At 47.8% G+C, this 13,005-nt stretch carries 11 protein-coding genes and 1 pseudogene; 2 read left to right on the top strand and 10 right to left on the bottom strand.

Annotated elements, in window-relative coordinates; all coding sequences use genetic code 11:
- The 5 genes from AKJ31_RS22155 to AKJ31_RS22135 all read right to left on the bottom strand — a co-directional run.
- The coding region (locus tag AKJ31_RS22155; RefSeq protein WP_053411160.1) for a vWA domain-containing protein at positions 1–1,347 on the bottom strand (1,347 nt) is incomplete at its 3' end.
- Entirely contained in the window at positions 1,340–2,308 is a 969-nt protein-coding gene (locus AKJ31_RS22150; protein WP_053411159.1) for a vWA domain-containing protein, read from the bottom strand. The genes AKJ31_RS22155 and AKJ31_RS22150, both read right to left, overlap by 8 nt.
- A 1-nt stretch (position 2,309) precedes the next feature.
- Positions 2,310–2,774 carry a DUF4381 domain-containing protein gene (locus AKJ31_RS22145; RefSeq protein WP_053411158.1) on the bottom strand — a complete coding sequence of 155 codons (465 nt, stop codon included), beginning with the start codon at positions 2,772–2,774 and terminating at the stop codon, positions 2,310–2,312.
- A 3-nt stretch (positions 2,775–2,777) separates the two neighbouring features.
- Positions 2,778–3,695 carry a DUF58 domain-containing protein gene (locus AKJ31_RS22140; protein WP_053411157.1) on the bottom strand — a complete coding sequence of 306 codons (918 nt, stop codon included), beginning with the start codon at positions 3,693–3,695 and terminating at the stop codon, positions 2,778–2,780.
- Positions 3,696–3,705: 10 nt separating this feature from the next.
- On the bottom strand, positions 3,706–4,662 hold the full coding sequence (locus AKJ31_RS22135; protein WP_053411156.1) for an AAA family ATPase: 957 nt from the start codon (positions 4,660–4,662) through the stop codon (positions 3,706–3,708).
- A gap of 306 nt (positions 4,663–4,968) precedes the next feature.
- Here AKJ31_RS22135 and AKJ31_RS22130 point away from each other — a divergent pair, with 306 nt between their 5' ends.
- The gene (locus AKJ31_RS22130; RefSeq protein ID WP_053411155.1) at positions 4,969–5,169 is read left to right on the top strand and encodes a chromosome partitioning protein ParA; all 201 of its coding nucleotides are present in this window, start codon (positions 4,969–4,971) and stop codon (positions 5,167–5,169) included.
- Positions 5,170–5,416: 247 nt separating this feature from the next.
- On the opposite strand, the gene AKJ31_RS22125 is transcribed toward AKJ31_RS22130, so the two are convergent.
- The 5 genes and pseudogenes from AKJ31_RS22125 to AKJ31_RS22835 all read right to left on the bottom strand — a co-directional run bounded on the left by AKJ31_RS22125 (position 5,417) and on the right by AKJ31_RS22835 (position 10,950).
- Complete coding sequence (locus AKJ31_RS22125; protein ID WP_053411154.1) at positions 5,417–6,460, bottom strand: HlyD family secretion protein; 1,044 nt, start codon at positions 6,458–6,460, stop codon at positions 5,417–5,419.
- A 1-nt stretch (position 6,461) separates the two neighbouring features.
- On the bottom strand, positions 6,462–7,778 hold the full coding sequence (locus tag AKJ31_RS22120) for a glycosyltransferase family 2 protein (RefSeq protein ID WP_053411153.1): 1,317 nt from the start codon (positions 7,776–7,778) through the stop codon (positions 6,462–6,464).
- Positions 7,765–9,124 (bottom strand): annotated as a pseudogene (locus AKJ31_RS22115) (TackOD1 domain-containing metal-binding protein). The gene AKJ31_RS22120 and the pseudogene AKJ31_RS22115 overlap by 14 nt, the downstream one beginning before the upstream one ends.
- Positions 9,125–9,601: 477 nt before the next feature.
- Entirely contained in the window at positions 9,602–10,630 is a 1,029-nt protein-coding gene (pyrC, locus tag AKJ31_RS22110; RefSeq protein WP_053411152.1) for a dihydroorotase, read from the bottom strand.
- A gap of 161 nt (positions 10,631–10,791) precedes the next feature.
- Positions 10,792–10,950, bottom strand: coding sequence for a YqaE/Pmp3 family membrane protein (locus AKJ31_RS22835; protein WP_072161425.1), 159 nt, complete (start codon positions 10,948–10,950; stop codon positions 10,792–10,794).
- Positions 10,951–11,173: 223 nt separating this feature from the next.
- On the opposite strand from AKJ31_RS22835, the gene AKJ31_RS22105 reads away from it, so the two are divergent.
- Complete coding sequence (locus tag AKJ31_RS22105; protein WP_053411151.1) at positions 11,174–12,991, top strand: hybrid-cluster NAD(P)-dependent oxidoreductase; 1,818 nt, start codon at positions 11,174–11,176, stop codon at positions 12,989–12,991.
- The last annotated feature ends 14 nt before the right edge of the window (positions 12,992–13,005 follow it).

Genomic DNA, 13,005 nt, shown 5'->3' with positions numbered 1-13,005 from the left:
CTGTTGCTGTTGCTGTTGCTGGGCTTGCTTTACCACTTCTAAGTTCGCTTTCGCATCTTGATGTTGTGGGTTTTGCTCAAGCACCTGCTGATACAGCTCAATCGCTTTATCAAAGTCTTGTGCTTGTGCAAAAGCATTCGCTAGGTTGTACTTGCCTTCTAATGATGTGTCAGACTGCAAGCTGTCGATCGCGGCTTGATAGTCGCCCGCTTGATACTGCGCAATACCTTTCCACCTAGGATCGTTGAATTGTTCTGCGGCTTGCTCGTATTCGCCGGCGTTGTATTGCTGCATGGCTTGTTGATTCTGCGTCAACCAAGGACTTGCCTGCGCAGGTGTTGGCTTAGTAAGCGGCAGAATGAGCAGCAGTGCACTGAAGAATACGCCTTTGCGAAAAATAAGTAGCGCTGGAATTAAGAGTAGGGGCAACAGCCAGAAACCTTGGTTGATGCGCTCTTCAATCTTGTGCTGTTTGTTGTTTAATGAAGTGCCATCCACCTGAGAGGTAAGATTGACGATTTGCTCAACATCGCGGTTAGTCAGCTGCACTGGGATGAATTGTCCATTGACTGCTGAAGCGAGCGATTGCATTGCAGCAAAATCCGACTTAGCGACCACAGGTTGCCCATTGTCCATGGTCATTAACGTACCGTCTTGGAGTTGAATCGGCGCGCCGGCACGTGAACCTAGACCAAGAATAGTGAGACGCCAGTTGCTACCACTGAGTAACGATTCGATATCTTGCTTTTCTTTGGCATCAATATCATCCGTGACCAACACAATATTGCCAGAGCTTGCCCCCGTGTTCTGCATCACTTCTACCGCAAGTTCGACACCTTTAACGGCATTCGCGCCAGGATAAGGCATGATTTCCGGTGATAGACTCGGCATTAAGTTCGCGATGGTGCGTGTGTCACTGGTCATTGGGCTTACAACGTATGCGTCGCCAGCGTAAGCAACTAACGCGGTGGTGCCGTCTTGCCAACTATTGAGTAGGTCCGTGACTTTGTAGCGTGCCTGAGTGAGCCTGTTTGGCTTAATATCGGTTGCGTACATCGACATCGACATGTCCATCACGACAACACGAGCACTGGTATTGGCAAAGCTAGGGCGCTCTTGAGACGAGAAACTAGGGCCAGCTAACGCGATGAGCGTGATCGCCCCTGTCGCCGCGATAATACTCAGCAATGCCGACTTCGAGCGTTTAACTTGTAAGCCCATTGCTTTGGCAAGATGAGGCGCAATTAATGTTTGGCTCTTTTGGCGTTTACTTAGCCACACGAGCAACATTAGCCATGGAATGAGGCCGAGTAGCCAGAGCGGGTAGAGGAAAGTAAATTCAGACATGATTCCTCCGTAGAATAATTAAAACGATAAAACCAGTGAGCGCCACGCTAAGTGGGACACCAAACCATTCAATTTGAGGTCGCCATGTTTGCGTCGCCTTGGAAATCGGTTCTAGGCTGTTAATGGTGTCATAGATGGTTGCCAGTTCATCGGCATTGCGCGCGCGAAAGTATTGACCGCCAGTAATATCGGCTATCTTGATCAGCGTCTTTTCGTCTAAGTCTTGAGCGGTATTGACTTTACGGGTCATAAAGAAGTCTTTGACCATCATTTCGCCCGCACCCACGCCAATGGTGTAAATGGTGGCATTGTATTTCTTGGCGATATTCGCCGCTTCAATTGGGTCAAGTACACCTGAAGTATTGCTGCCGTCGCTCAGGAGAATCATCACCCGCTGAGGCGCATCGCTATCGATAAAGGTCTTAGTCGCCAAGCCGATACCTTCGCCGATTGCGGTTTTTTCCCCAATTAAACGCAGTACCAATTGGTCAACTTGTTGCGAGATGGTTGTGCGATCAAGCGTCAATGGTGTTTGCAGATATGCATGATCGGCAAACACCACTAAACCGAGCCTGTCACCTTCGCGTTTTTGTGCAAAGTCACTGACAACCTTTTTTACCGCTGATAGCCGGTCGATGTAATCACTACCGTCGTTCATATCTTCTTTACTCATTGAGTAAGAAAGGTCGAGCACTAGCATTAGGTCACGGTGTTTGGGTTGAGTGGTGACGGGCTCACCGTACCAAACGGGTCTTGCCATCGCGATAACCAAGGCAAGCCAAACCAAACCAGCTAAGAGTTTCGCGATATGGTTACTCGGCGTAGCACTGCTACCAGCCTCAGGAACGTAAGGCAGGTGGATTGGCGCCGACTGCGACGCCGGTGGAACTAACATGTAGACAATGATAGGTACTGGCAGCAGAAAGAAACTCCACCACCAAACAAACTCAAAGTTCGCCAAGTTAATTCCTCCTCTTTTTCGCCGGTAGGGCGTGTTCAACCCACTCAATACAGTGCTGGATTAACTCCTGGTCATTCTCACTGGTTTGTTTGCTGTACAGCACCTGTTGCCACGTACTCTGGTTCGACACAAAGTGGCTAGAATCAATTTGTGCGTCCAAAAATTCGTACCATTTGTTACCGGTGAGCTGCGCAATATCGGTTCTTGGGTAATAGCACAGCGCGGCTTGTCGCAGTAGCTCCATCGCTTCAGATGGCTTTAAGGTTCTCTCTAACAATCGCAGCGCGGCTTTCTTTGGAGCTAAGCGCTTCTTGTTCCAGCGCCAGGTTAGTACGACGATCAAAACGAAAAGAAAGGTCCCCGCAATCAATGCCCACCAGCCCCAAGCGAGCGGAAACCAGCTAGGCGCATCTGGCAAATGCATCGGCTGAAGCGGTAATGTCGAGGTTTGAGTTTCATTGCTCATTTATTAAAATCCATGTAATTGTTGTGAGAGTGCCGTATCGCTAGAGAGCGTAGAGAAACTCATACCGAGGCTGTGAGCCAGTTGGGTTAGTTGTTGCTGATGTTGAGTAAATGCTGATTCGATACCTTGACGCGTCTTGGTCGATGAAAAGTCGAGCCAGCGGGTGGTGTGTTTGTCTGAAACTTGCTCCGTTCCTCTGTAGTTAGTGATGCCTTTTTCCAACGGGTCATAGATTTGGACTAAGCGTACTTTGTTGTGTTGACCAAGTTTTCTCAGCATCAGGCTTGCATCGTGATTGAGCCGCACGAAATCGCTTAGCAGGATGATTTCACTGCCCTTAGGGCACATTCTCGCTAACGCGTGTAGTCCTTCATTCATTGAATCATTGCTGGTTTGTGGTGATTGTAACTGTTTGTTGTGATGTGTCACCAAAGCTTGAGCAATCGCCAAAGCGCCTTTATTGCGCGCGACGGGTTTCAGCTCGATTAGCTGCGTGCCTGTATCGATAATCGCGCCAACGCGGTCTTGCTGGGCGACACTAAGCCAAGTAATCAGGCTGGCCATATGCGCCATCAAAACTGATTTCAGCATCAACTGAGAGCCAAAAAACATGCTAGCGCTCAAGTCGAGATAAAGCACAATCGGCTTTTCTCGTTCTTCACTAAACAACTTAGTATGTGGTTTACCTGTGCGCGCTGTCACTCGCCAGTCTATCGCCCGAATGTCGTCACCCGCTTGGTACTGGCGGACTTCGCTGAAATCCATACCTCGACCAAGTTGGCGACTTTGGTGTTGTCCGAGTATTTGTGACCAGAGGCTTTTGGCGGGCGGTAACCATTTTACGCTGTGCTGCTTGTAGTAAATCAACTCATCCAGACTGAGGTTGACCCCATCGCAAGCGGGCGGTAATACGTTTTCCATCTGCGTCGCCTTATGCGCTGCCGACCAAAGAGAGCAGTTTGTTGATCACCTGATTTGGGTGAATGCCTTCGGCTTGGGCTTGGTAGCTCAGCAGTAAACGGTGGCGCAATACTGGGAATGCCATCGCTTGAACGTCTTCTGGCGAGACAAAATCGCGACCGTTTAACCAAGCATGAGCGCGAGCACAGCGGTCAAGGGCAATCGTTGCACGCGGGCTGACCCCCATTTCTAACCAGCCGCTGAGGGTGTCATCGTATTTCTTCGGTTCTCGAGTCGCCATGACCAGACGGACGATGTATTGCTCAACGCCTTCGGCCATATGGATGTTCAGCACTTCTTGGCGAGCGGCAAAAATGTCGTCTTGGCTGAGCAGTGGTGGCGTTGCGGAATTGTCGCCTTTCGCTTCACCACGATTTAGGCGTAGGATTTCCAGTTCACTCTGAGCATCCGGGTAGTCAACGTCCAAATGCAGCAGAAAACGGTCAAGTTGCGCTTCTGGCAGTGGGTATGTTCCCTCTTGCTCGATAGGGTTTTGTGTCGCCATCACTAAAAACAGCTTTGGCAGGTGATAAGTCTTGCGACCCGCAGTGATTTGCTTCTCGGCCATCGCCTCCAGCATCGCTGCCTGAACTTTTGCTGGTGCGCGGTTGATCTCATCGGCCAATACTAAGGAGTTAAAAATCGGGCCTGCTTGAAAAGTGAATTCGCCAGTCTCAGGGCGGAAGATATCGGTGCCCGTCAGATCAGCAGGGAGTAAGTCAGGCGTAAATTGAATACGGTGGAAGTCACCTTCAATACAATCAGCAAGCGATTTTACCGCGCGGGTTTTTGCTAGCCCGGGAGGTCCTTCAACCAAAATATGACCATCGGCGAGCAGGGCGACCAGCAGTTGATTGACCAGTTCTTCTTGGCCAATCACTTGGCTATTTAAGTATTCTCTGAGTTGCTGTAGAGCGTGCGATTGCATTGACCTAATTCTCCTTGTTTTTCCACTTAGTGGATTGAGAAAGCGAAAAAGTTCCTTAATCCAGCGTCAGTTGTTGGTTAAACGAACAGTGCCGCTTAAACATAACCTTTGCCGATGATTTTTCAGCGCTTTCTCTGATTAGTAAGGATATGGGGCTTAAATTACCAGATGCAATCTTTCAAAATTGAAATCCTGTTTTTTGCTTAACCACAGTTGGTGAAAGTCGTGATGGTGATCACCAACTAGAATAACAACAGCTAAGTAGGTAAACTTAAGGGCAGTTTTTATTTGTAAGGTAAGTGAACCATGAGTGATTTCGAAAAAGACTTGGAGCAGATGTCTCAAGAGATGGGTGATGAGCCTGAGACGGCACTTCCGTCGCTTGAAGAACAAAAAGCGATTGCCGCTGAGTTGAAAAAACTGGAAGCGGAAGGCAAGTTAACGCCAGAAGTGTTGGAGCAGCACTTTGGCAAGTTCTACGCAAAGACGAACCCGCCAGTTCATTAATCGCTTAGCCAAACAAGATTGGTATGCAAAGCCGCGTGATGCGGCTTTGTCTGTATTTAGGAATGGATATGTTAATTGTTATTCGATTGATCAAACTAGCGGTAATTTGCGCAATATTTTTCTCTATCTATGACTTGATCGCTTTCGGCGAAATTACTTGGGTCGCGCGTTTACTTAAGCTCTAATAAAAGAGCCGCCTTAAGATAAGGCGGCTCTGTTGGTTTTTGAGGGAAGATACTTTGATTAGCTAGAAGATTACCTCCACTTCGACGCCTTCAATCCAGCGCTCGGTTTCAATCGGTTCATCAAAGCTGAGAGTGACTTTCAGGTACGCAGGTTGGCCTTCAAACGGCTTTTGCAGCTCAGAGGGCAACTTATTCACGACTTCTACCGGGCTATACACCGTCGCTGCGTAGACTTTACCATCTGGGAACTTCACGTCCGCACTAACACCAATCTCACCATATTTCAGGTGTTTAGGGTCGAGGAATGCAGTGATATCAGGTGTTACGTTCTTCGAAATGGTTACTAGCGGATAGTTTTCTGACACGCGTTGACCTTCACGCACATGGATGTCGATCACTCTGCCATCATAAGGGGCGCGGATATTAAGATTGTCTTGCTGCGCTTTTTTCGCTACCAACTCTTTTTTCAGCGAGCGATATTGCTGCGTGATGGCGCCCGCCAGCTCCAACTCTTTTAGTCTGCGTTGTGATTCGATGTACGCAATTCTTTGCCCGCTGAGCTGGTTGTTCAGCGCGTTGTTGACGTTGACCACTGCCGCATAATCCACCTCAGAGACTTGACCCTTCGCGCGGTAAGTCTCGTATTTGTTGAGGATCTTGCCGACTTTATTCACATCCGATTGGGTGGTTGAAATCGCTCGTTGATAAATCGCTTCTGAACTGCGGTCTTGCTCAAGGTGCTCTTCGAGTTGCGCTAGTTCGCCTTCCAAAAAGTCGACTTCCTTAGCGAGAATATTATCGTTCATCAGCAGTAGAGACTGCTCGGCCTTGATCTGTTCACCAACATTAATTGGCAGCGGCGCGATAATACCGGCTTCTTTTGCTGTGATCACCAGTGGGTGAGAAGTGATGATTCCCGGCGCGGTAATCAGTACCTGAGAGCGGAAAAGGTAATAAGACATCACGACAACAGGGCTAATGACAATAGCGAGGATCAAGTACCAACGCAGACGATAGCCGCCACGTTTAGCGTGACCATAGACAACCTTCATACCGCTTTCATGCTGAGGCTTGTTCTTTTTATCTAAGTGAAAGTTAATCTTCATATTAAAACTTCTTCCCTCGTTTCAAAACCCACCAAGGAGCCATGCTCGATTCTTCATGGCTGCGGCGTACAACTTCATTGACCATAGAAAAGGCGGTGATGAGCCTCATTAAAAATTGATAAATCGGATAGAGCGGAAGCCAGATAATGGCTTTTAAATCATCACTCTTGCGTTCGGATACCAGCCCTAAATAGACGATAAACAGCAGCATCGATAGCGTGAAATAGACGATGTACAGCAGCAGCGTCAGTGCGATCACAAACTTTAGCGGGTAAGTAATCAGCATGTACACGCTAAAGATGACCACTAAGATGGGTAAGAGCACGTTCTGCACCACACCGTAAGTCAGGGTGAAAATAAAGTTGCCCCAGCCAAGCAGCGTTGGCGACAGACCTTCGTTGTGTTTACGTAGAAACAGGAACAGCAAATCACCATCCCAGCGTAAACGCTGAAGGATCAAACCTTTTAGCGTGTCTGGTACGTCGGTGTGACCGACTGCGTTGGTCGCAAAGGCAAGCTTGTTGTTTGGGTAACGGCGTTTGTACTGCTTAAGGCGCATGGTTAAGTCTAGGTCTTCTGCGGTGTGGGTATCCCAGCCGCCTACTTGCTTGAGTAGGTTTTTGCGAAACGCGCCAAACGCGCCTGAGATATTATTGAGTACGCCCCAACGCGCCATGCCCGTTTTACCTGCCTGCATTGACAGCATGTACTCAAGCGACTGCATTTTGGTGAGAATATTCTCATCATGGTTGCGCACTCGCAACGCACCACCGCTGGCAATTACGTCTGGGTTGGCAAACTGCTTCATCATGTTGAACACCATATCGTTGTCGAATGATGTATCCCCATCAACGTTGATCACGATTTCCCCACTTGCCACGGACAGGCCAGCATTTAAGGTCGAGACTCGTCCACCGCGTTGCCATTTAGGGATCACGCGTACATTGCGATTTTTCACATGTGCATGGCGCTTCTCACCGTCTAACGCCGCTTGGTAGGTTTGTTGGTTTTGTACCGCACCGTCGACGACAGCAAGGATCTCGATACTGCCCGGATAAACTTGCTCAACCAAGGTATCGATAGTGATACCAATCGCATCCCCTTCACCATAACAAGTGATGACAAAACTGATCGAAGGGAAATGGGTCATCACTGGCTCATGCCCAACATAAGACCAACGCAAGATCCCAGTCAGTACCAGCAAATAAAGAGGCAGTTCAATGCCTATCATGATCGGGAATAACAGCAACCACAACTCGGTGTTGCTGAAGATCATTCCCTGTAGGTATTCAAGTAGCGCTAAGCTATCTTGCAGCATAGATTTCCCCAGTGATGTTCTCTAGCCAAATATCGATGTCTGCGTCTAACTCTTTGTTTGGTAGAGTCCAGGCAAACGCATTGAGAACGAAATCTTCTTCATCAATCAAGCCGCTGAGCTCTTTAAGCTTGGAGCGTAATACCGCAAGGCTTGATTCTTTTGTGTTGGGCATCAGTACCAACAACACGTCTTGGCGGTACTGGCAGCAAATATCTGTGTCGCGGAACAATCCACCCAAACGAGTGGTTAATTGATCCATCAGTGCAAACAATCGTGCGTCGCCGTATTGCTTGCCGTAGTCATCTAATGATGGAAGGTGCAGACCGAGCAACAAATGTTTTTCGCCGTGTCTTAGCGCGACTTTATTGACCCACGCAAGCAGGTTCTGGAAAAAAACTCACATCCACTTTGCCCTTGATTGACAGAGTAGGGGCTTGGGCAACCTTGCCGTGTTGGAAGGTATATTCACCGGTTTCACCCAGTGACATTTTATAAATCTTGCGAACCACCAAATCTTCGACCGCGATCTGGCTAGAGCAGCTCAAGCAGTGGCTGACCGTAGAGGCTTCAACGAACAGGTGGCTACAACTGTTACAAACGTGGTTTTCCAACGGTCGGTCGTAATCAACGCCGATATGTCTGAGCTGGGTCAGACACTTGGGACATTCCAGCTTGCCTCGACGCAGAAAGCTCTGCTGATCACCGACATGACCACAGGTGAAGCAGTGCAATGAGCTTTGAGATTCGATATCAATGCTGCTACAGCTTGGACAAACTTCGATGTAGTTTAAGTGGCCACTGTTACACTTAGAGCAAACTCGTATCCGGTCAATGAGTTGATCGTTTTCCAGCACACCTTGCTTCTGCTCCGCGAGCACGTAGCGGTACGTCGAGCTGAGATCTGGGAAGAACAGGTCGATAATCGGGTAGCTATAGATGGACGTCGAGGTAATCGATTTGAGCGGCTTAACGCGGCGTTCACGGTTGACACCCAGCCAGCCGACTAAAGGATCAACCGTTGAGCGGTGCTTCATTGTTTCCAATCGGCTCCTCATTCCATCCCAAGTGGATGAAGCGAGTTGCTCGTCGTAAACACCATCGGTGACACATTCTGACAGCGGGGTGGCTTTGGTGACAAATACGCACCAACTCCAGCTCCCTGGTCGGGAGTAAAATGCCTTAAGTGACGCATCAATCTCTTCAGCATTATCATGGTGAATACAGACTAAACCGCCGAGCGCACTTGGTAGCCCCGCGATGTTTTCAAGCTGGGTAAATTTCTCATTTATTTGTGAATCATCTGCTGGGTTGCCAACCCAAAAAAAGTGGCTGTTCGAAGTAAGCATTCGCAAGCACTCGTAATAGAAAAACGCTTTGCCTTTTTGTTGTTGGTGCAAAGTCTGTTTTTAGTGTCAATTTAGTACTTAAGTTTTAGCTTAACGAAGGGCGATATTGGGCCAAACTAACACCGTCACCCACAACCGTGACAGGCTGAGTAGTGACGTGTTATGCAGATAGATCTACCCTGACAAAACTGCATGATTGATGACGACATTCTTTCTCGCAAGCTAAACAAAGTGTTTAAAAAGCCAACATAATTATAGTAGTAGATCATGGACTTGTTTTATTTGGTATGGCAGCCTGATCTTTATGATAGTTTAGTCAGAAAGGTCGTCTCAATAGTGAGACTTATTGTTATATTTATGAGTAATGTGATGCTTATCAGATGTTCGGTATGTAACGTCAAACAACAAATAAGCCACCTGAATAGGTGGCTTGTTTTATGTATTCAATGACTTATACAAAGTCTTGAAAAATGGAAACTATTTCACAGACCAGCTGATTGTTTCTCCTGCGCGAATAGGTACAACGATATCTGAACCAAACGGCATGTTTTCTGCGACCTGCCATTCTTGTTTCGTTAGCGTGACTGTATCTGGATTACGCTCGATTCCGTAAAAATCAGGGCCGTTAAAACTTGCAAAAGCTTCTAGGTTTTCAAGCTTTCCTTCTTGCTCAAATACCTCTGCATAGAGCTCTAGTGCCGCGTGCGCTGTGTATGAGCCAGCACAACCACAAGCTGCTTCTTTTGCACCTTTCGCATGAGGTGCCGAATCGGTACCCAAGAAGAACTTTTTGCTGCCACTGGTCGCCGCTTCAACTAATGCTTTTTGGTGAGTGTTGCGCTTAAGAATTGGTAGGCAGTAGAAGTGTGGTTTAATACCACCAACCAACATATGGTTACGGTTGTACATCAAGTGGTGAGCAGTGATGGTAGCGGCAACATTGTCATTGGCGTTTTTTACAAACTCTGCAGCATCGGCAGTGGTAATGTGCTCAAGAACAATTTTAAGGTTTGGGAAGTCGTTAACGATTGGGGCAAGTACCGTATCTAAGAACTCTTTCTCACGGTCAAAAATATCGACATCGTGAGTGGTCACCTCACCGTGTACTAGCAACAACATGCCCACTTCTTGCATTGCTTCTAATACGTGGTAGATGTTTTTTGCAGACGTGACACCAGAGTCCGAGTTGGTCGTCGCGCCCGCTGGGTAAAGCTTTGCTGCAACAACTTTACCTGATGCTTTCGCTTTACGAATTTCTTCGGGAGTGGTGTTGTCAGTGAGGTAGAGTGCCATGAGTGGCTCGAATTGCTCAGCAGGTTGCTCTGCCATGATGCGCTCTCGGTAAGCTAGCGCCATTTCTGTGGTCGTTACAGGTGGGATTGTATTTGGCATGATTAGCGCTCGGCCATTGTAGCGGCTAATATCACGCACCGTATCCTTTAGAACGTCACCATCACGTAGATGTACATGCCAGTCGTCAGGACGTGTGATCGTAAGTGTTGTCATTGTTGCTCCCACCATAAATTAAGTTATCCGTTGGAGCCTAAGTTAAGCGTTTAACTCAAAAAGCAAACGCTTACGCTTAGGCGACAGGATGATAGAGCAAAGCGGTGACTATTTCATCCCCTTTTTTATTTAGCGGGTCGGAAACAACTAAGGTTCGCTGGTTATTTCAGCGTCAACCATAGAGCGTGAATGCTTCCCGGTAGGAAGAAAATCAACGTAAGGATCAGGTTGATGATAAAGTCCTTACCTAAGCCTCGGTCGATGAATACCGCCACTGGTGGGATAAAAATACACAGTAGGATCATGATCAGTTTATTCATTGTTTACTCCTCGTAATGCAAGCGTTAATCAGCGCATACTTAAACGGCTTAAAAGTGAAGTTTTCATGAGCGCTTTTCTTTAGTAAAGCAATAATTTAGGTATTTTCCGATGTTTGGGGTGAATGTTACATGAACGAGACAAAATGAGAATTTAAACATCTTCAAGACATGGCAATCGGGTTGAGTATAATAGTTGCACAATAATCGATGCTTAGGATTAGCAATGTCAGCTCCAACTCTGTCTCAAATAAACGTATTTCCAGTCAAATCTGTCGGTGGAATTGCTCTGTCGACAGCGTGGGTCGAAAAGCAAGGTCTAACCTTTGACCGTCGCTTTATGCTCGCTTTCTCTGATGGCTCCATGGTCACCGCACGAAAATACCCGCAAATGGTGAAAGTGCGCTCCAGTTTGACGTCCGATGGATTGATATTTAGCGCAGAAGGTCACGCCTCGTTACGCATTCGCTACACCGATTTTAAGCTGCAGGAAGCGCCAGCTCAGGTGTGGAAAGATAACTTTATTGCTTACACGACCACTGACGAAGCCGACGATTGGTTTAGCCAAGTGTTGGGACAACGAGTGGAGTTGCTGTATTGCGGAGAGCAGTCAAACCGAGTTCGAGAAAAGCTAGGGCATAACGTGAGCTTTGCCGACGGTTACCCGCTACTGGTGATCAGTGAGGCGTCGCTTGCTGAACTCAATCGTCGTAGCCCAGAAGCGCACTCGATGGATCAATTCAGAACCAACTTAGTCGCGTCGGGTACCGAGCCTTTTGCCGAAGACAGTTGGAAGCGTATCCGAATTGGTGAGGTTGAGTTTGAAGCAGTTAAGCCTTGCGAGCGCTGCGTATTGACGACCGTTGACGTCGAAAAGGGCGCGTTTCGTGCAAGTAAAGAACCACTGAATACCTTATCTCAGTTCCGCGCTAACGAGCGAGGAGGGGTGTTCTTTGGTCAGAACTTAGTGGCAAAAAATGAAGGTATGATTCGACAGGGTAATACCATCGAAGTGCTTGAATATAAAGATAAAGAGTTTTACCCAGACAACTCGCCACAAAGCTACTTGATGACGTGTGTGGAGCGCGAAGAAGTCGCGCGTGATTTTGTCACATTCTGGTTAGAACCAAGCCAAGGTCAGGCGCCAGATTATTTACCGGGTCAACACTTGCCAATCAGTGTAGAAATCGACGGTGACGTTGTTGGCCGCCATTATACGTTGTCTTCTAGCCCATCTCGTCCGGGTCGTCTTGCTATTTCGGTCAAACGTATTGATGGCGGTCGAGTGTCTAACTGGCTGGTGGATAATCTAGACGTGGGGGCAACGCTGAGTTGTGAGCAGCCGGGTGGCAGTTTCCACCTTAAGGAGCGCAACGATAAACCCGTTCTATTGCTCTCTGCAGGCAGCGGCGTAACGCCGATGATGTCAATGTTGCGCTATCTTTCTGACCACGACCAAGTGGACGATGTGGTGTTTTATCACCAGTGTCGCAGCGTGGAAGATATCCCATACAAAACGGAACTGGATGAGTTAAAGCGCAAACACGAAGGGCTAACGGTATTGATCTCATTATCGCAAGCGCCTATTGACTGGTTTGGCTTAAAAGGTCGCCTGACGCTCGCACATCTGAAACAAATTAAAGACGTTGAGCAACGACAAGTGTTTGTCTGTGGTCCAGATGGCTTTATGCAGAAAGCGAAAAACATGCTGATGAAGAAAGGCCTCCCTGAAGAGCATTATCATCAGGAAGCGTTCGGTGTCAGCAATATCAGCCAGCAACCGTTGAAGCAAATCACCATTAGCGTCAATGGTCACCTCTTTAACGGTGATAACCAGAAGACACTACTGGAGCAAGCAGAAAACGCAGGCGCACCGATCGCTAACAGCTGTCGCGCTGGTTTATGTGGTGCATGTAAGGTGACGGTTGAATCTGGCAAAGTGCATCAACCGGATGTTCCAGCATTGCAAGAGCATGAACGCAATATGGGAATGGTACTGGCGTGCTGCAGCGTGCCGCAAACCGACATTGAAGTTGTCAGTTAACTTATAAAACATCA

The organism is Vibrio hepatarius (genome assembly GCF_001274785.1).
Classification (GTDB): domain Bacteria; phylum Pseudomonadota; class Gammaproteobacteria; order Enterobacterales; family Vibrionaceae; genus Vibrio; species Vibrio hepatarius.
This window is presented reverse-complemented; position numbering and strand designations above follow the sequence as displayed.